Genomic DNA, 18,360 nt, shown 5'->3' with positions numbered 1-18,360 from the left:
TAATAATTCGAATCTAATACCGTAAGTATACTATTCTAGGTAGTATCGTTACGGCTCGATAGGAATTCACAGTAGCATCGAATAAAGACACTCTCAGGATCTTTTCGCTCGTTCCGGCCCGTCTTTCCTCTCCCAACAGCCATCAACAGATCTGAAACGGGAACAGGAGCGAAATCGAACTCAGAGTCACCAAAAGTAGCTTCAAGAACGGAAAGAACGCCGCCTGACACTGTGCGTATGTATCATATTCTATGTGGTGACAATAGAAATATGTCTGTCGACACGCCGCGGAACAGCGTCCGCCGCGTGCGAGTTGCGTACGGCCCCGGCGACGCAACGGGATCGGCGGCGCATCTCGGTCGGAACGGAAACGGAGCCGGCCGTCGTGCGCACATTTAAATACCAACTCCGCAATACTCGGTGACGTATCAACCGATGTCGTCACGGCCACCTGCGCTCGAGGGCACCTGTTCGCTCCTTCCGGGCCCTGTCCCGAGCAGCGACCTGTTCGCGGCCGTGGCCGACACCTACGCCGATCTCGCCGCCGAGCACGGGCCGCGGAACGTCCTCGTGCTGAAACGCCATCCAGCGGGTCTCGAGTCACTGACGGCGGCGCTTTCGGACGCCGACCGCGAGCGATCCGACGCCGGTCCCCGCTCGCCGCGCGTCGAGTCGCTGCCGGAACACGCCTCGAAGACCGTCGAGGAGTACGACCCGACGCTCGACCGCCTCGAGTACGAGGAGCGGATCGAGCTCATCTCGCTGGTGATCGACGGAGCCAGTCGGGCGGTGCCGGACTACCTCGAGCGCGCCGCCGCCCACGAGAGCTTCACCCGCGACGTGGGGCAACTGCTCCTCGAGGCGACCCGCCAGCGACTCCGGCTCGACGGCCTCGAGGATCCCCACGACTGTCTGGCCTTCCTGTACGCGATGAACGACCGGTTCCACGCGGAACTCGAAGACAGGGGCTACGTCGAACGGGCCGACGTGATCCCGCGGGCCGTCGACCTCCTCGAGGCCGACGCGGACAGGCTGCGAACTCGCGTCACCGCCTCCTTCGACGCCGTTCTCGCCGTCGAGTTCGAGGAGTACCGGCGGCTTGACCGTCGCTACCTCGCGGCGCTTTCCGGCGACGCCGACCTCCTCTGCCTCGGCGAGCGCCACGCCAGCGTCGAGCGGACGCGCGTCGAACCGGGCTGCGTCGCAGACATCGCACGGGAGGCAGGTCTGACGGTCGAACCGCTCGAGACAGCGTCCGAGACCGAAGCAGACGAAAAGCCACCGCATCGCCCGATCACGCGGTTCCTCGCGACGGGCGACGAACCGAGGACGGACTCGCCAGCCGGCGACCCGGTAGGACGCGCTCGACGCATTCGGACCGGCACCGCCCGCGAACAGGCCCGGGCGGTCGCCACGGAGATCCAGTCGCTTCGCGACCGCCACGGCTGGTCATACGACGAGTTCGCCGTCGCCGTCCCGCGGATCGAACGAGTCCCCGAGACCAGACGGCGGCTCCGCGACGCCGGCGTCCCGACCGCGACGATCGGCACGCCCTCGCTGGCGGAAGACCCCGCAGTGAACGAACTCTACGCCGTCGTCGCGTGTCAGTGCGAGCGGGAGCGCGACGGCGGCGAACTCGAGCGACTCGACGGCGCTACCGGTCCGACCGGCCAGCGCGACTCGAACGATCCGCGCAATGTCTCACTAGACCGGCTTCGGGCGCGCGTCCCCGAGTTTTCGCCGGCCCTGCTCGCGGAAACCGCCGGCGCGAGCGTCGAGCACTCGCTCGAGCGCTGGATCCGGCGCACGGACCTGAAGGGGCGAATCGCCCGCGAGGAGGAGTGGGTCGACGCCCGCGAACAGTACGCGGGGATCCGTCGGGTGCTCGAGATCGCCGCCTTCGTCGAGGAGACGGATCTGGTCGGCCCGGACTGGCAGGGGCTGCGCCGGATGCTCCGGCGGACCATCCGGTACGATGCGCCCTACGTCCACGCGGTCGAGACGCAGCCGCCGACCGGCGGCGTCACCGTCTGCGCGATCGACGAACTGAAATACGAGTCGCGGACGGCGGTGTTCTTACTCGATCTGATCGACGGGACCTATCCGGGCGAGCAGTTCCTCACACAGCTGTTTCCGACCGCGTGGCTCCGGGAGATGTCGGCCTATCCCGCCGTCACCGATCCCTCGCGCGAGACGATCGTCGACACGTTCGCGACGGCCGACGGCGACGTCGGTGACCCCTTCGAAACCTACCACGCCCAGCGGTCCCGCCGGCGGTTCGCGCTCGGTGCCCGCGCGGCCGAGCGCGCCCTCTACTGTTGTTCGTACGAACGCGGCGCGGGCGGCCTGCGCCGGACCCACGACGAGTCGCGCTACCTGCAGTTGATCGAATCGACGCCGGGACTCGCACTCGAGGACGTCGACGCCCACGCGGACGCGGCGATCCACGGCGAGACGAACGCCGTCGAGGCCCTGCTCGACCAGCCCCGCGGCGAACTCGAGCGCGTGCTCCGAGAGGCGAGCACCGGCGGCGACGCCGATCTCGGCGAGACGGAGGCGCTGTTCGAAGAGATCGCGGTCGTCCTCGAGGAGGGCGATATCGACGCCGACCTCGCCGACGCGGTCCGCTCGCAGTTCGAGTTCGCCGCGGGAGAGGTGGTCCGGGATGAGTGACGGACGCGACGCCGGCTCGAGCCCCGTATCGCTCTCCGTCGACGGCATCAAGACCGCGCTGCACTGCCCCCGCCGCTACGAGTTCGCTCACGTCGACGGCCTCGAGGGAGACGAAGACGACGGTACGCTCGCGGACCGCATCGACCTGTTGCGGACCGCGATCTGCGACGCACTCCGGAGCGGCGAGACCGATCCCGAAGCGCTCGAGACCGCTGCCCGGAATCGATTCGAGGGGCTATGGCGCGACCACGACGAGGGCTTTCACTCCGTCGCCCAGCGTCGTCACGAACGGCGGGTGCTCGAGGCGACGCTGTCGGCGTACGTCGAGCGCGTCGGGACCGACCACGCCGCGGGAGTCGTGCGGTTGGACGCCGAGGCGGCCCGCGGCGAACTGGTCGGGCCGGAACTACCGCTCTCGAGTACGGTCGAACGTCCCGAGACGGAGCCGAGAGACGAATCAGAGACGGAAACCGACGCGCTCGAGACGGACGCGGTGACGATCGATGCGACGGTCGACTACGTCACCGGCGACGGCTCGTCGCTCGTCGGCGTCCGGTTCGTCCCGACGCTCGCATCGCTCGGTCGACTGCGCTATCGGTCCGACTGGGAGGGTGACGTCGCCGACCTCTTTACCGATCACTTCGCCGACGACTCGGACGCGTTCGAGCCGGAGCCGATCGGGGCACTGTTCGAGACCGCCGTCGTCCTCGACGGGCTCCGCGACCTGCGCGATCGACTCGGACTCGGCGACCGGACCTGTCGGTACGTCCAGATCCCGCTGGCCGATCGGTCGACGCTATCGGTCAACTGGGTCCGGGATGCGGTCGAGACGAGCCTCGAGGTCGTCGATCTGACCGACGTCTACGTCGATCACCACACCTTCGGGATGACACACGATCACCGAAACGAGACAGTCGACGACCGGCTGGCGGCGGTCGCCACCGATCTCGCTTCGGGGTCGTACGATCCCGCCGAGCGGTGGCCACAGATCGAGGCGAACTCGTGTCCGGACTGCGGCTACACCGTTTGCTGTCAGGAGTACATCGCTCGGGAGGTGCGGTTCGATGGCTGAGAACCGACGCGGCGACGACGGCCTCGCCTCGGCGGTCGACGAGGAGCCCAAAGGGAACCAGCACGCCGTCATCGACAGCAGTGCGGCCTGTACCTCCGTCGACGCCGGTGCCGGCACCGGAAAGACGACGACGATGCTCGTCCGACTCGAGCGCGCCATCGAGCGGGGCGCGGTCGACCCCGACGACGTGCTCGTGTTGACCTTCGCGAACGAAGCTGCCGCGAGCATTCGAACGGCGGTCGCCGAGCGGCTCGACCCGGACGACGCGGCGGCGATCGACGTCTACACCTACCACTCGTTTTGCTATCGGCTCGTCCGCGAGTACGCCTACTATCTGGGCTACTCGCCGGAGTTCGACGTCGTCACCGAGCGCACCCGACGACGGATCGTCGGCCGCCTGCTCGCCGACCGCGATTACGATTTCGCCGACGCGTCAGCTCGTCTCGACGGCTCGTCGACCGATCTCACCGCGTCGGTCGACCGGTTCATTCAGGCGATGAGTCAGGAGAACGTCACGCCCGACGAACTGCAGTCCGGCCTGCCGCCCGTCCGGACCCTCGAGCTCTGCAGCGAGTTCGTCCTCTGGCTCGAGCGAACCGCCGGCGAGGAGCTCTCCTTCGATAACGAGGCGCTACGCTACTTCAACCGGGACGAACACCTCGAGGCAGCACGCGAGTCGCTGGTCGACTACGGCAAGCTCCTCGAGTACTGTCGGGAGAAGATCGCGGAGGCACCGGCGGCCTTCCGCGAGGACGACGTGGTCCGCGACGTCGACCGCTATCTGCGGGCGCTTCAGGGCTGCGTGACGAACGCGATCGAAACGCTCTCCCTGGACGACGCGACCACGAAACACCTGCCGCGAGCGCTGTTTGGCAACGAGATCTGGGGCCGTGCGACGGATCGCATCGAGCAGACGCCGTTCGGGCGGCTCAAACACTACGTCGAGTTCCTCCGGATTGCCCGCCACTACGCCGACGTGTACGCGGACTATCACGAAACGCTCGAGGCCGAGCGGGCCCTCGACTTCGACGAGCTGGTGCGGACGGCGACCGGGCTCCTGAACGAGGAGAGCGCGGAACGTCGTTCCGCGGACGAGTCGAACGGGACAACGGCCCGTGGGACGGTCGCCGACGAGATCGTCGGCCAGTGGTCGCAGGTCTACTGTGACGAATTTCAGGACACCGACGGAACCCAGTTCGAACTGCTGACCGAACTCACGGACGGCCCCGACCGGCCGGACCTGCTCGCGATCGGCGACAAGGATCAGGCGATCTACGGCTGGCGCGGGACCGACCGAGAGGGACTCGACCGGCTGGCCGACGCCTACGACGACCACGAGGCGATCGAGCTCGAGCTGAACTTCCGGTCGCGACAGGAGATTCTGGATCTGACCAACGCCTGTGACTACGGGCCCCAGTCCTCGAAGACGCTGCGAGAGGACGGCCGGAACACAGGCACCTACGACGACCCCGAGCCGCCGGATCGCGTCGTCAAAATCGAGAGCGACGAGGTGGCCCAGTCGACGCCCGAGCAGGTCGCGACGACGGTCTCCCGGCTGTTGAACGGCGCGGCCGAGAACGTCCCCCAGCGCTCGCTCGGCGACGTCGCGGTCATCGTCCGGACCAACCGCCACGCACAGGCGATCGCGGGCGAACTACAGGAGTTGCAGATCCCCTACGAGATCTCGGGCTCGCCCCGCGGCGAGCTCTCGCCCGGGATGCAGACAGTCCTGTCGTATCTGCGCGTCCTCGTCGACTCGGACGCGGATGCTCACCTCCGACGCGTACTGCTCTACCGCTACCGACTCACCGAGAGCGATCTGGCGACGCTCCAGCGCCGAGACGGGTCACTGCGCGACGCGATCGCGACCGTCGATCCCGCGACCCTCGAGCGGCCCGACCGGCTCGAGCAGGCCCGGGATCACCTCGCGAAACTCGAGCGGTTCCGCGACGTCTACCCGCTCTCGGGGTTCGTCCGCCGGTTCCGTGAGCTGACCCGGATCGAGTGGTTCTGTACGGGCGAGGAACGCGCCGAGTTCGACCGGCTCGAGCGGTTCGTCGAGGCCTACGACGCCGACGAAGTCGTCCGGGCGCTGTCGACCGATTTCGTCGACGCGCTCTCACGAACGCTGCGAAGCGGCGGGAGCGACCGAACGCGCGGAACCCGTTCGGACGACAGCGTCGACGTGATGACGGTCCATCAGGCGAAGGGTCTCGAGTTCGATACCGTCCTCGTTCCCTTCCTCTCGGACGAAGAGTGGTGCGTCGACGGCGACTACGCCGAGCGGGCGCGCTACCGGCTGCTCGCCGCGACGCTCGACGACGACGTAGAGTCGCCGCTGCTGTCCGATCTGGCCGCCGAGACGGTCGCCGAGGAGTGGCGGGTGCTCCACGTCGCGCTTACGCGCGCCGAGAACCACCTGTTCCTGTTCGGCTCGGACTACGCGTACGACGCCGACGACGAACTCGCGACGTCGACCGCCGACGCCTGCCTGGCGAGCGAGATCGAGTGGTCCGTCGCGGGCCGGCGGATGGACCTCTGGTCGTCGCTGACCGAGAGCTTCGAGCGGGTGCGAGAGACCTATCCCGAAACGGTCGTCGATCGGACCGACGAGATCGCCGCCTCGGCCGGCGAGCGGCCGGGGACGATTACCTACTACGCCGGTTACGAGGATCGGGCGGTCGAGCCCCTCGAGACCCGCGAGGCGATCGAGACCGTCCACCGACTGGGCCGACTGCTCCGTAACGGGACGGTGCTGCCGGCGGCCGACGCGGCGAGTCACGGCGGGGAGATCGGCGAGAACGGCACGGATGACGAACCGCCGATTCGCGTTCCCGGTGGCCGCCAGCTGTCAGCACTGACGACGGACACCGTTCGCTTCCCGGTCGAGACGCTCGCGGACGCGACCGAGCTCCCGGTCGCGATGCGCCACAGCTACTCCGCGATGGACACCCACGAGACCTGTCCGCGGAAACACTACCTCGATCACGTCGTCCGGGCGCTCGACGATCCGCTCGAGACGGCGGGCGAGAACGCGAACAGCGCCGCGATATCGGCGGCAGAGTCGAGCGATGACGCGCCGCCGACTAGCGCGGCGAACGGCGGACTGCCCGAGGCGAACAGCGACTCGAGGTCGGTTGACGGCGAGTCCGACGAGCCGTCGTCCCGGCTCGTCGGCACCGTCTTCCACGACGTCGCCGAGGAGGCGTTCCACCGCGAATACGGCACTCGCGAGGCGTGGCGCGAGGCCGCCGTCCGACAGCTCACCGCGCGAGATCTGCTCGCACACCGCGACCCCGTCCTCGCCTGCGTCGACCGTTTCTTCGAGGCCACGGCGGCCGGCTTCGATCGGCCGGTCGCCGACTGGGAGCCCCTGGCCGCGGAGTTACCGTTCGCGCTCGAGGATGTCACCGGCGTGACGGGGGACGTAGTCGGCTACGTCGACTCGGTCCGGCGGCTCCCCGACGGCGGGCTCGCCGTCCTCGACTACAAGGCGACCGCCGGGCGGATCGATCCCGACGACGCGGTTCAGTTGTCGCTGTATCTGCGGGCCTGCGAGGACCGGTTCGACGAACCGGTCGCCGCCGTCGGCTACGTCTACGTCGGCGATGTCGATGGCGACGAGCAGCGCGTCGACCTGTTCGATCCCGCCGAACTGCCGTCGTGGGAGTCCGTCCTCGAGACGCTCGAGGCGGTCGACGAACCGTCGTTCGCGGCGACTACGCCGGGCGAGCACTGCCGGCACTGTCCGCACCGATCGCTGGGTTGTGGGCCGGACGAGTACGCGCCAGCAACGGACACGTCGGTCGACGACTGAGGTCAGACCGAGCTGGGAGCGAACTCGGGATACACGAGGAGGACGATGCCCGGCGCGAGCAGCGCAAACGGCGCAACCGGAACCGCGAGCGGGCCGCCGGCCATCGTCGAGAGGCCGACGAGCGCGAGCGGGATTCCGACGGCCGTCGTTGCCCGCCGTTCCCGCGCCGACACCAGTTCTCGGTGCGGCTTCTCGGGATTTTGTAGGAGTTTCACGACTGCACGGCCGACGAAGACGATGACAGTCAGCGCCGCGAGACCGTTTAGTACGCCAGAGTGAAACCCCATACCGATATCGAGACTCGTTCTGGCAAGAAGATTACGGCGGAGCGACACTCCAGGTTACGACTCCCAGTCGAACCGTTCCGGATCGCGCGCCGCAAGCGCCGTCCGGACCGCGGCGACGTTTTCGGCCACGTCGTGGACGCGGACGATGTCGGCCCCGCGGTCGGCTGCCAGCGCGGTGGCCGCGACGGTCGCCTCGAGGCGCTCCCCGGCCTCGCGATCGATTTTGGCGAACATGGACTTGTGGGAGTGGCCGAAGAGGACCGGACAGCCGAGCGCGTGGAATTCGTCGATCCGGTCGAGGAGTTCGAAGCTCTCGCTCGCGGATTTGCCGAACCCAATGCCGGGGTCGACGATGACCTGCTCGCGGTCGAGTCCGGCCTTCTCGGCCAGCAGCACGCGTTCGGAGAGCTGGTCGATCACGTCCGCGACGACGTCGTCGTACTCGACGTCTCGATCGGGCACCACCGGCGCGTCGATGCTGTGCATCACGACCAGTTCGGCGTCGTGATCGGCGGCGACGAACCGCATCTCCGGGTCCTCGAGCCCTGACACGTCGTTGATGATGTCGGCACCGGCATCGAGCGCCGCGTCGGCGACGGCGGCCCGGCGGGTATCGACCGAAACTCGTGCATCCAACTCGGCGATCCGCTCGATCACGGGGACGACCCGCTCGAGTTCCGCCTCGACCGAGACGGGGTCTGCACCCGGACGGGTGGATTCCCCGCCGACGTCGATGATATCCGCGTCGGCGGCCACCATCTCCTCGGCGCGGTCGACGGCGTCCTCGAGGGCGTCGTACCGGCCGCCGTCGTGGAAGCTGTCCGGCGTAACGTTCAGGATCCCCATCACGGCCGTTCCGTCGGTCCAGGGGGGCGCCGAACCGCTCGAGTCGTCGGCCGATCGGCCCGGACCCCCGCCGCGATCGGTGGGGCGGCGATCCGTCCCGCTGGCTCCGTCGTCGGCCCCCGTTTCGTCAGCGTCGGCCTCGAGGTCGAGGGTGTCGCGCAACTCGCGGGCCACGTCGGCCAGTCCGTGGGGTCTCGACCGGTGCTCGAGGGCCTCGACGAGAGCCTCGAACTGCGTCAGGGTCCCCATCAGGACGGCGTCGACGGCCTCGTCGTCGCGCTCGAGACCGGAGAGGGCACACTCGCCGCCGAGTCGTAGCAGTTCCTCCTTCAGGACGCTCGCCTGCCGGTCGCGCAGGGCAGTCCTGACGACCCGATGGACGGCGTCGCCGTCGAGTCGCTCCACGTCGCCCGGGGTGACGTTCGCCTCCGCGAGCGCGTCGCGGGCGTCGGCGAGATCGCGGACGCGCTTCGGGACGTCGGTGCGGGTCCACCGCGAGCGCGCCTCCGCGACCGCGAACAGCGAACCGGTGACGAGCACGCAGTCGTCGCTCCCGGCGGCCTCGAGCGCCGTCGCGAGTGCGTCCTGGACTGCGGCCTCGGTCCGGACCGTTCCCGCTCCAGCGTCGCCGAACGCCTCGGCGAGGACGGCCCGATCTTCGGCGCGGTCGAGCGTCGGTTCGGTGGTCACGACGGTCGCGGGCGTCGGCAAGGCGGCGGCCATCGCGCGGTGGTCCTTGTCGTGCATCGCGCCGAAGACGAGGTGGAGGTCGTCGTACGCGTAGGTCGCGAGCGTCTCGGCGAGCCCCTCACACGCCCCCGGGTTGTGCGCGCCGTCCAGAACGACCAGCGGCTCGGTGTCCATCACCTCGAATCGGCCCGGCCAGTGAGCGCTTCGCAGTCCTCGCTCGAGGTCGGCGTCCGAGATGTCGCCGACCTGCCGGGCGAGAGCGGCGGCGATACCGGCGTTTTTGGCCTGGTGTTCGCCCAGTAAGGGAATCCGCGTCTCGAGGTCCCAGTCGTCGGTCGCGATCGAGACGGCGGCTTCGGTGTGGTTCGTCCGACCGCCGTAGGCGACGCGCACGTTCGGTTGCGGCCGTGAGTCTCCGGTGCCGTTCGTCTCGCTGTCGTCGGCCGCGTCCGTCGCCGTACCGACCGTCACTACGTCGCCGGCCACGTCGCGAACCGCCTCGAGCGGATCACCGACCACGCCGGTCACCAGCGGTGCGCCGTCGGGGGCGACGTGGGCCTTATCGTGGGCGATTTCCTCGACGGTGTCGCCGAGGATGCCCGTGTGCTCCAGCGTGACGCTCGTCACCGCGCTGGCGACCGGATCGACGACGCTCGTGGCGTCGTACTTGCCGCCGATGCCGACCTCGAGGACGGCGATGTCGACGTCCTCGCGGCCGAACTGCCACAGCGCCATCGCGGTCATCGTCTCGAAGAAGGTGGGAGACTCGCCGTCGGCGGCTCGTTCGGTGATGTAGTCGCGAACGGCGTCGACGTACTCACAGACGGCCCCGCGGGGAATCTTCCGGCCGTCGACCCGAACCCGCTCGCGGAGGTCTTCGAGGTGGGGCGAGGTGTAGAGGCCGACGGAGTAGCCGGCCTCCCGCAGGGTCCGCTCGAGCATGCGCGCCGTACTCCCCTTCCCGTTGGAGCCGGCGATCTGGACGAAATCGACGGCAGCGTGTGGGTTCTCGAGGTGGGCCAGCAGCCGGGCCGTCGACTCGGTGCCCGGCTTCGGGCGGAACCGCCGGAGATCGAATAAAAAGTCCGCCGCCTCGTGATACTCCATACGCTATCAAGAGTGCCCGCTCGTTTTAGAGTATTCCGTTCGCAGTCGTCTCCTCGGTCGGCGGTCGTCGCTCCGCGCCGGCCCCGCTCGCCCACGTGGGCCAACTCACCGCGGCGGGAACGGAAGATGTTCGGGGGAAGGCAAACCCTATCGGACGGCCTCGTTTCTGGCACGGTTTAGGACGGCCTAAATCGCGAGGGAGTCATCCATGCCAGCAACCGATTTCGACGCCGAACGGCGGTACGACGAGGACCGATTCAGCGCACAGTCTCTCTTCAGGAGCGACCGGATGAAGGTCGTCTGCGGCTACTTCGAACCGGGCCAGTTCATCCCGGTCCACGCGCCGGGTAGCGACGTGGCGATCTGCGTCCGGTCGGGAACGGGCGTCGTCCGCGAGGGCGAGACCGAGCACACCGTCGGCCCCGACGACGTGGTCGTCGTCGAAGCCGGCGTCGACCGCGGCGTCCGCGCCGACGAAGGCGGCCGGCTCGAGGCGCTGCTCGTCACGAGCCCGCCGCCGACAGACGCCGAACACGATCCCGTTCGAGAGGGGCTCCGGCGCGGCGTCTTCGATCCGTGATTACGCCGACCGGGAGAACCACATCGCGAGCCCGGCGCTGGAGATCATCTCGACGACACCGAAGGCGACCGCGGGTAACGAGGCGATCGTCGGAAGCCCGGCCGCGAGGACGAGCGCCGCGGCGACGGCGAAGTCGCGCATGCCGACCGAGAGGACCGCGGCGATCCGCGTCGGTCGCGGCGCTCGGCTGCCGAGGAGATAGCCGATCCCGTACCCGATCCCGTTCAGGAGGACGACGCCGAGGCCGATGCCGGAGAGCAGGGACGCGTTCGACCGGACGACCCCGGCGTTGGCCGCGGTGACGCCGCAGATGATGAGGATCACCATCACCGCCGAGATCGCGGGGTAGTAGTCATCGTACCGGCCGACGCGGTCGGGGTACCGGCTCCGGGCCCCGACCGCGACGGTCATCGGCACGACGACGGCGGCGGCCAACTGTTCGACGATCGGCCCCGTCGCCACGTCGATCCCGCCGACGAGCACCGAGACGACGGCGGGGACGAACGCGACGCTCCCGACGCCGGTGACGACGATCGCGGTCGTCGAGAGCGCGGTGTCGCCGCCCGCGAGCTCGGTCATCACCGGCGTCACGAGTTCCGGAGTGACGGCCCCGAGGACGACGAACCCGGCGGTCACCGCCGGCGAAAGCTCGAGAGCGCGAGCGATACCGAACGCCAGAAACGGCATCGTGACGTGACCGACCAGCACCAGACCGAGCGTTCGACCGTCGATCCGCCGAAACTGGTCGAGTGAGAGCGTCAGCGATATGCTCCCGATCATCACCGCGAGGATAGCCGTCGAGGCCCGCGTGATCACCGCCAGCCGGGGAACGAGGACGCCGAGCCCCGCCGCACAGAGCACCCACAGCAGGAGGTAGTCTTCGACGAACTCGGACAGGGCCATCGGAGCGTTCTATCCACCGATGGGGAGCGACGTCGTATCAGATCATCGATCCCTCTCGACTGGCGGCCGGCTGCCGCTACCGCTGGGGAGCGAGAGGCTCGCTACCGCAGTCGGCTCGAGTTCGGGTCCGAGAGCGGGCGTTACGCGCCCTGAAGCCCGGACGGTGGCCGGAAGAACAGGCCGTCGAGCATGGCGAGGGTCGCGATGGCGACACCACCGAGAACGGTCCCCTCGAAGGGAACCCCCAACAGCCGACCGATCAGGGCCGCGAGGACGAACGCGGCGGGAATCGATCCGAGCAAGAGATCGTACCGGTCGATCGTCGAGAACTGTTCGGCGAATCGAGAACCGCTGTCGATATCGGCGATGTCTCTCCGTCCCATCGATTCTCACCTCCAGCGTGCTGTTATGGGAGCCACTCACTTAAAACATATGGGAACAGACCGCCACAGATGGCGCTTGAGGGGGCGTAAAGCGATCTAAGTGAGTCTCGCGAAGCCAGACGTCGATGCGAACCTCCCCGGGGATACCACCGAGCCGCCGCACTCGAGTCGATCGAACCCACACGAGACGCGGCTTATTCCGCGGGTCGTTCCTGAAGCCCTTCTTCGCCGGGTTCGCGGGTGATATCGAGGAACGCCTCCTCGAGACTGCGGGCCTCGCCGGTTTCGGCGCGGGACTTGAGTCGTGCGGGGTCGTCCTCGGCGACGAGTTTCCCGTCGTGGAGGACGCCGATCTCGTCGGCCAGTTCGTCGACGACCGGGAGGATGTGCGTCGAGAGGAAGATCGTCATCTCGCGGTCGGCCAGATCGGCGATGGTGTCGCGCATCGTCCGCGCTGCCCGTGGGTCGAGCCCGCTCGTGGGCTCGTCGAGGAAGGCCACGTCCGGCTCGTGCAGGACCGCCTGGATGACGCCGACCTTCTGGCGCATCCCCTTCGAGTAGTCCTCGATTCGCTTGTTGGCGTCGTCGAGTAGATCGAACCGCCTGAGCAGCGATTCGATGCGCTCGGCTGCCTCTGACTCGGGGATGTTACGCAGTCCGGCGGCGTACTCGAGCTGTTCTCGGCCGGTGAGTTCGTCGTAGACCGGCGGATCCTCGGGGAGATAGCCGATGTGGGGAGTCACTGACTCGCGCTCGGTGATCGAGTGCCCGGCGACGCGGGCCGTTCCGGCGGTCGGCCTCGTCAGCGTCGTCAGCATCTGCATCGTGGTCGTCTTCCCCGCGCCGTTCGGCCCGAGGAAGCCGTAGACCGTCCCGCGCTCGACGTCCATCGTCAGGTCCGCTACGGCGGTCGTCTCGCCGTAGCGTTTCGTCAGCCCGTCGGTTTCGATGGCAGGGGCGTCTGCGGGGCTCATACGGTTCCTTTCGATCCGATGTAGTTAAAGGTATGTCATTTACTGGACCGAGCAGTTCACCCATTTGAGCGCCCGACGAGCGGGAGACGACGATCCGGGGAGATATCGGCCGGCTCGGACGCTATCGGGCCGCGACACTGGTGACAGAAAACCAAACAGTTTACTGACCACACGACGCGACTCCGACTATGGACCCCGCACAGAGACGTACACTCCAGTCGACTCGAGGTGATCGCTGATGGGATACGCGTCCGCGGCGATCGCCAGCACGGAACTCAGACGAACGATCCGAGCGGTGGCAGGCGATCGGACGAAACTGCTCACGATGATCGCGGTCGGCCTATTCGTGTTCGGGCCGATCACGGCCGTCGGTCTGCTTATCCTCCCGGAACTGGGAGCGGAGGCGGCCGGAGGCATCACCGCAGCCAACGCCGAGATAGTGTCCGACTACGTGACCGGCGGGACTGCCGTCATCTGGCTCTTTCTGATCCTCATGACGGTCATGCGGACGGTGACGGCGGTCGCCGACGTCGACGAGCCGGCGTTTCTCCTCCTGTCGACGACGGTCCGAAACACTGTCGTCGGCGTTATCGCGACGGAGATCGTCCTCTTCGCGATCTGGCTGCTTCCGGTGTCGATCGTCTTCGCGGCCGCGTTCGCCTACGGCGCCGGAACGGTGCTCCCGGCGATCGCCGCTCCGGCGCTGATCGGGCTCGTTCTGGTCTCGGCCGTTCCCGTCGGCTTCGTCCTCGGCGTCTGGATCCGGCATCTGCTCACCGTCTACGAACCGATCGCGCAGTACCGGACCCTGCTGTTCGTCGCGTTCTGGATCGTCTACTTCGGCGTGTTCGTGACTGGCGAGTTCGAGACGGTCCTGGGGACGCTGTTTACCGCGTTACAATCGAGCCCGCTCGGCTGGCCCGGCCACGTGCTGCTCCTCGGACTCCCCGGCCTCGAGCCGTCGGTGACCGGCCTCGTCGGTGCGCTCGTCGGCTCGGCGCTCGCAGCGGGTCTCGCAGTCGCAGTCGCGATTCCCTCCGCGCGGCTCCACTGGTTCTCGGACCCGGCGCGCACCGAGGACGAAGTCATCGAGGAGGAAACGCCGTCGGATCGGCTCGCCGGACTGCTCTCCGGTGCGGTCTCGCGGCCGGTTCGGACCGTGACGGTGACCGCGATCCGTCGCACGAAGCGCGCACCGATCCGGCTCGCCTACGCCGCCTATCCGCTGTTCGGCGCGATCGGCTTCGCCCAACAGATCATCGAGACCGGGACGGTGCCGTCGTTCATGGCCGTGTTGTTCTGCCTGTACGCCATCTGGGCAGCCGGCGTACTGTTCACGCTCAACCCGCTTGGCGATCTCGGGCCGGCCCTGCCGGCCGTGCTGACCTCGACGCTCACCGGGCGGCAGGCGATCCGCGGCCGCGTTCTCGCCGGTGCGCTCGTCGGCGTCCCGCTCGCGCTCGTCGTCTCGCTGGCGTTCGGCATCGTGAGCCCGCTCTCGCTCGAGCGAACCGCCGCGCTGGTCGCCGGCACGACCGTCGGGGCCGTCGTCACGCCGGCGCTGGCGACCGGCGTCGGCACGGCGTTCCCCCGCTTTGGCAGCGTCAACGTCACGAACAACCGCGAGGCGGTGATGCCGAGCAAGACGTCCTTCGTCGTCTACACGCTCGCGATCGTGCTCCCCGCCGTCGCCGCGGTCGTCCTCTACCTCGAGGCCCCCGAACTGATCGCGGGCCTGCTGTCGTCGCTGTCGGCGTGGACGCCGCTGCCCGCGGTGACAGTCCCCGCTCGCGCGATCACGATCGGTGCCTGGACCGTCCTGCTCGGCGGACTGGTCGCGCCGGTCGTCTCCTACCGTTACGCGGTCGAGCGGTTCGACTGGTACGCCCTCGAGTGAGCCAGTGCCGGGTTTCCACCGCGGTCAGGGACGTCAGCGCTGCCGATCGTCGATCCACGTCCCCTCGACGTAGTTTTCCACGGAGAGCGGCTCCGCGGTGGGTGCGTCCATCGAGAGCGCCGTCGCGTTCGTCGTCGAATTCGTGTCGTTCTCGGTCGTGTTCCCGCCGCCGGTTTCGGCGTCAGTTCCGCCGACTGGCCGTTCGACGATGGTGCCGCCATCGCCGACCGCGACGTCGTACGACGTGCCCGTCGAAACGCCGCGGAGTTTCGATGTGACGATGGGCTGGTACTGGCGCCACTGCCCCGCGGACTGGCGCTCGAACAGCGTGCCGCCGTCGCCGGCAGCCAGTCCGGCGGCCCCGTCACGATCGACGGCGCGGACGGCGCGACGCTGGTCGTCGACGACGTGGGGCGTCCAGCGGAAGCCATCGTAGCGGTAGATGATCCCGGAGCCGGCGGCGACGTTGACGTCTTTCGGGCCGCGGCTCGCGATGTCGAAGAACGCGCCGCCAGCGAAGTCGATGCCGATCTGTTCCCACGTGCTCCCGCCGTCGGTCGACTCCGCGACGAACTGGCTCGTCGAACAGACGTGACCGGCCTTCCGCGAGTGGAAATCGATACCGGGAATCGTCGAGCCGCCGCCGGGCTTGATCACGTCCTCGTACTTCATCGCGCCGCTGTCCTGCCGGACGCCGACGAGCAATTCGCCGGAGCCGTTGACGAAGTAGAGGCGTTCGTTCTCGCCGGCCGTTCCGCGCACGGCGCAGTCCTCCCAGGTGCTCGTCTTCCCTTTCGGTGCGGAGTAGTTCGTCAGCGTCTTCGTCTCGACGTTGTACTCGCCGATAACGCCGCTGCCGCCGACGAACCAGACCGCTTTCCCATCGTCTGTGGCGTCGATCCCGGTCAGCCGACGGCTCCGGGCCTGCGGACCGTAAGCGACGACTTTCTGCCAGCCGTCGTCCCGCCGCGCGACGACGTTTCCGTCTACCCCGGCCGCGAACGGTCCCGCGGCGGTGTCGACGGCGTCGTTGAGCGCCTTCCCGGTCGGCGATTTGGCCTGCTCCCAGCCGCCGTCGTTCGATTGTGCGGACACTGCCGAGCCGATCGTGAGCGCGCCGGCGGCAGTCGATGCGGTCGCGAGCCGAAGCACGTCGCGTCTGGTCTGTTCGGACATGAGTCGCGGTCCGGGGTAGCGCTCGAGCACCTATAAGACCATACAGCATTCTATATAGCTATAACGAGATGCCGTAAATTCGAACGGTAAATACGAGTGCCGACTCGCCTGCAGCACTAACTATTTATTCCAGCGTCGGTGAAAGACGACTGATGCCCGAACTCTGGCGGCTGACCCGAAACCGGTACGGTCGTACCGCCTACGACGCACTCGCGCGAATGGGACTCACCGCGACAGTGATGACCGAGTACGTCGCGACGCTCGAGCAAGCCACCTTCGATACCGCTGACGCGGGGGCGTTCTCGGTCGAGGTCTGCGAGCCCGGACAGGTAGCGCCGCTCGACGCACCCGTCGACGAACTCCGTCCCGACGAACGAGTGATCGCCGCGCTCGAGGACGGACGGCTCCGAGGCTACTGTTTCTGCTCGGTCGACGCTGCTCACGAGATTCACCCGCTCGAGCGAACGCTCGCGTTCGACGGAGCCTACATCAGGCGCGTCTTCGTCGATCGCGACCACCGAAACCGGGGGATCGCGACGGCGATCGTCGCCGAGGCCTGCCGGCAGGCGCGCGAACGCGGGGTCCGGCGAGCCACCGCGCTCGTCGCGCTCGACAACAGCCCGTCCCGGCGACTGTTCGAGCGCCACGGCTTCGAACCCCGTCGTCGTCGACGGTACGTTAGAGCGGGGCCTCTCACGCATCGAGCGACGCGAGCGCTGTAGCGGGCGGTCAGTGGAACAGCGAAAGGCGCTCTAGCGTCGGTCGTCGCGAATCGCAGGGACTGGCTATCGTTATCGAGTGGAACGTAGACGACAGCAGATATATAGTCGAGTCATAAGTAAATAGTTCTCGGAGTAGGTTTATACTGATCGCTGCAGTGGCTCCACTCGAGCGAATGACGGGAGAACTGCGAGAGGCGATCCGAGGGGCCTGGAACCGGTTCGATCCCGCCGACCGGCGGGTCACGAAGGCGGCCGACAGGACGAACGTGTTCGAACAGCTCACCGGCGCGGACTACATCAGCCTCGGCGCGCTGTTCGTCGGCTGGGCGAGCGCGCTCCTGTTCGTCGGCGGGGAGCCGAACTGGGCGCTGCTGGCCATGTTCGGCGCGTTCTGTCTCGACAAGGCCGACGGCTGGTACGCCCGCCGGACGGGTACGTCCTCGCCGTTCGGACGGCAAGTCGACTCGTTCATCGACATCTTCGCGTATCTGGTGCCGGCAGTGCTCTTGTATCACTTCGTTCTCGCGCCGGGTATGTTCGCCAGCCTCGTCGTCGGCTTCCTCGTCCTCGCGTTCGGCGGGCTTCGACTGGTTCGACACAACAGTGAAGGGTTCGGCTCCGACGACGGAGCCAGCTTCTATCACGGCACCACCGTCGTCCACACGAACCTCGTCGTCGTCGCGAACTACTTCCTCGCCGCTTTCGTCGGGGCCTGGAACGGCTGGCTGGCCGGACTCGCCATCTGTATCGCCTGCCCGCTGATGGGTTCCGATTACAAGGCCTACAAGACCGACACCAGCCACGTACTGGCCGGTCTCGCCGCGGTGGCCGCCGCCGGACTCGCACTCGCCCTCGAGTTCGGCTACCTATGACGGGGCGCGCCGCGAGCGGCGGCCGGCCGCGAACGCTCCGAATCGATCCTCACGTCCACACCAGCGCGTCCTACGACGGCGTGACGCCGCCCGCAGACCTGGTCCGGCGAGCCTGTGCCGTCGGTCTCGACGGAATCGTCGTCACCAACAGCGGTCTCGCCAGCATGCTCGTCATCGGGACCGCAGTCGGGCTTTCCGGGATCGCGGAGTTCTTACCAAAGGACAGACGGCACCTGGCAGGCGCGTTGCGAGTGGCGGCGATCGGAATACTCGTGCTCCTCGTGCTCCGATCGACGTGGAGAATCATCACGTAGAGGTACTATCCGCGACTCGCGACGAACGAAAACCGAAAACCGGCGCG

At 67.8% G+C, this 18,360-nt stretch carries 14 protein-coding genes; 8 read left to right on the top strand and 6 right to left on the bottom strand.

All coding sequences use genetic code 11. The annotated features are described in order from the left end of the window. Nucleotides 1-435 precede the first annotated feature (435 nt). Genes NDO75_RS09560 through NDO75_RS09550 form a run of 3 tightly spaced genes read left to right on the top strand, consistent with a single transcriptional unit; the run spans nt 436 to nt 7,562 of the window. Nucleotides 436-2,673 carry a hypothetical protein gene (locus tag NDO75_RS09560; RefSeq protein ID WP_310905934.1) on the top strand — a complete coding sequence of 746 codons (2,238 nt, stop codon included), beginning with the start codon at nt 436-438 and terminating at the stop codon, nt 2,671-2,673. Then, nucleotides 2,666-3,745, top strand: coding sequence for a PD-(D/E)XK nuclease family protein (locus NDO75_RS09555; RefSeq protein ID WP_310905933.1), 1,080 nt, complete (start codon nt 2,666-2,668; stop codon nt 3,743-3,745). The genes NDO75_RS09560 and NDO75_RS09555 overlap by 8 nt, the downstream gene beginning before the upstream one ends. Beyond that, nucleotides 3,738-7,562 carry a UvrD-helicase domain-containing protein gene (locus NDO75_RS09550; protein ID WP_310905932.1) on the top strand — a complete coding sequence of 1,275 codons (3,825 nt, stop codon included), beginning with the start codon at nt 3,738-3,740 and terminating at the stop codon, nt 7,560-7,562. Before NDO75_RS09555 ends, NDO75_RS09550 begins: the two co-directional genes overlap by 8 nt. Nucleotides 7,563-7,564: 2 nt before the next feature. On the opposite strand, the gene NDO75_RS09545 is transcribed toward NDO75_RS09550, so the two are convergent. Both NDO75_RS09545 and folP read right to left on the bottom strand, forming a co-directional pair. Beyond that, nucleotides 7,565-7,849 (bottom strand): hypothetical protein, encoded by a 285-nt coding sequence (locus NDO75_RS09545; protein WP_310905931.1) that lies wholly within the window; start codon nt 7,847-7,849, stop codon nt 7,565-7,567. 54 nt (nt 7,850-7,903) lie between these two features. After that, nucleotides 7,904-10,492, bottom strand: coding sequence for a dihydropteroate synthase (gene folP / locus NDO75_RS09540; protein WP_310905930.1), 2,589 nt, complete (start codon nt 10,490-10,492; stop codon nt 7,904-7,906). Between the two features lie 208 nt (nt 10,493-10,700). Between folP and NDO75_RS09535 the strand changes: the two genes are divergently transcribed. After that, nucleotides 10,701-11,072 carry a cupin domain-containing protein gene (locus NDO75_RS09535; RefSeq protein WP_310905929.1) on the top strand — a complete coding sequence of 124 codons (372 nt, stop codon included), beginning with the start codon at nt 10,701-10,703 and terminating at the stop codon, nt 11,070-11,072. Here the strand turns inward: NDO75_RS09535 and NDO75_RS09530 are convergent, their stop codons facing one another. From NDO75_RS09530 to NDO75_RS09520, 3 genes are all read right to left on the bottom strand, one after another. Continuing rightward, nucleotides 11,073-11,975 carry a bile acid:sodium symporter gene (locus NDO75_RS09530; protein ID WP_310905928.1) on the bottom strand — a complete coding sequence of 301 codons (903 nt, stop codon included), beginning with the start codon at nt 11,973-11,975 and terminating at the stop codon, nt 11,073-11,075. Between the two features lie 140 nt (nt 11,976-12,115). Beyond that, nucleotides 12,116-12,358 (bottom strand): hypothetical protein, encoded by a 243-nt coding sequence (locus NDO75_RS09525; RefSeq protein WP_310905927.1) that lies wholly within the window; start codon nt 12,356-12,358, stop codon nt 12,116-12,118. Between the two features lie 194 nt (nt 12,359-12,552). Then, the gene (locus NDO75_RS09520) at nt 12,553-13,332 is read right to left on the bottom strand and encodes an ABC transporter ATP-binding protein (RefSeq protein ID WP_310905926.1); all 780 of its coding nucleotides are present in this window, start codon (nt 13,330-13,332) and stop codon (nt 12,553-12,555) included. A gap of 238 nt (nt 13,333-13,570) precedes the next feature. Here NDO75_RS09520 and NDO75_RS09515 point away from each other — a divergent pair, with 238 nt between their 5' ends. Then, nucleotides 13,571-15,229, top strand: coding sequence for a hypothetical protein (locus tag NDO75_RS09515; RefSeq protein WP_310905925.1), 1,659 nt, complete (start codon nt 13,571-13,573; stop codon nt 15,227-15,229). Between the two features lie 33 nt (nt 15,230-15,262). Here the strand turns inward: NDO75_RS09515 and NDO75_RS09510 are convergent, their stop codons facing one another. Continuing rightward, a complete protein-coding gene (locus NDO75_RS09510; RefSeq protein ID WP_310906777.1) occupies nt 15,263-16,405 on the bottom strand; it encodes a hypothetical protein in 1,143 nt (380 codons plus the stop codon). A 152-nt stretch (nt 16,406-16,557) separates the two neighbouring features. Here NDO75_RS09510 and NDO75_RS09505 point away from each other — a divergent pair, with 152 nt between their 5' ends. From NDO75_RS09505 to NDO75_RS09495, 3 genes are all read left to right on the top strand, one after another. After that, nucleotides 16,558-17,127 (top strand): GNAT family N-acetyltransferase, encoded by a 570-nt coding sequence (locus tag NDO75_RS09505; protein ID WP_310905924.1) that lies wholly within the window; start codon nt 16,558-16,560, stop codon nt 17,125-17,127. Nucleotides 17,128-17,300: 173 nt separating this feature from the next. Further along, nucleotides 17,301-17,999 carry a CDP-alcohol phosphatidyltransferase family protein gene (locus tag NDO75_RS09500; protein WP_310905923.1) on the top strand — a complete coding sequence of 233 codons (699 nt, stop codon included), beginning with the start codon at nt 17,301-17,303 and terminating at the stop codon, nt 17,997-17,999. After that, nucleotides 17,996-18,313: a PHP domain-containing protein gene (locus tag NDO75_RS09495; RefSeq protein WP_310905922.1), complete on the top strand. Its 318-nt coding sequence runs from the start codon at nt 17,996-17,998 to the stop codon at nt 18,311-18,313. The genes NDO75_RS09500 and NDO75_RS09495 overlap by 4 nt, the downstream gene beginning before the upstream one ends. The last annotated feature ends 47 nt before the right edge of the window (nt 18,314-18,360 follow it).

It is taken from the genome of Natrinema sp. 1APR25-10V2 (assembly GCF_031626495.1).
Classification (GTDB): domain Archaea; phylum Halobacteriota; class Halobacteria; order Halobacteriales; family Natrialbaceae; genus Natrinema.
The sequence above is the reverse complement of the archived record's forward strand: the minus strand, read 5'-3'. Positions and strand labels throughout refer to the sequence as shown.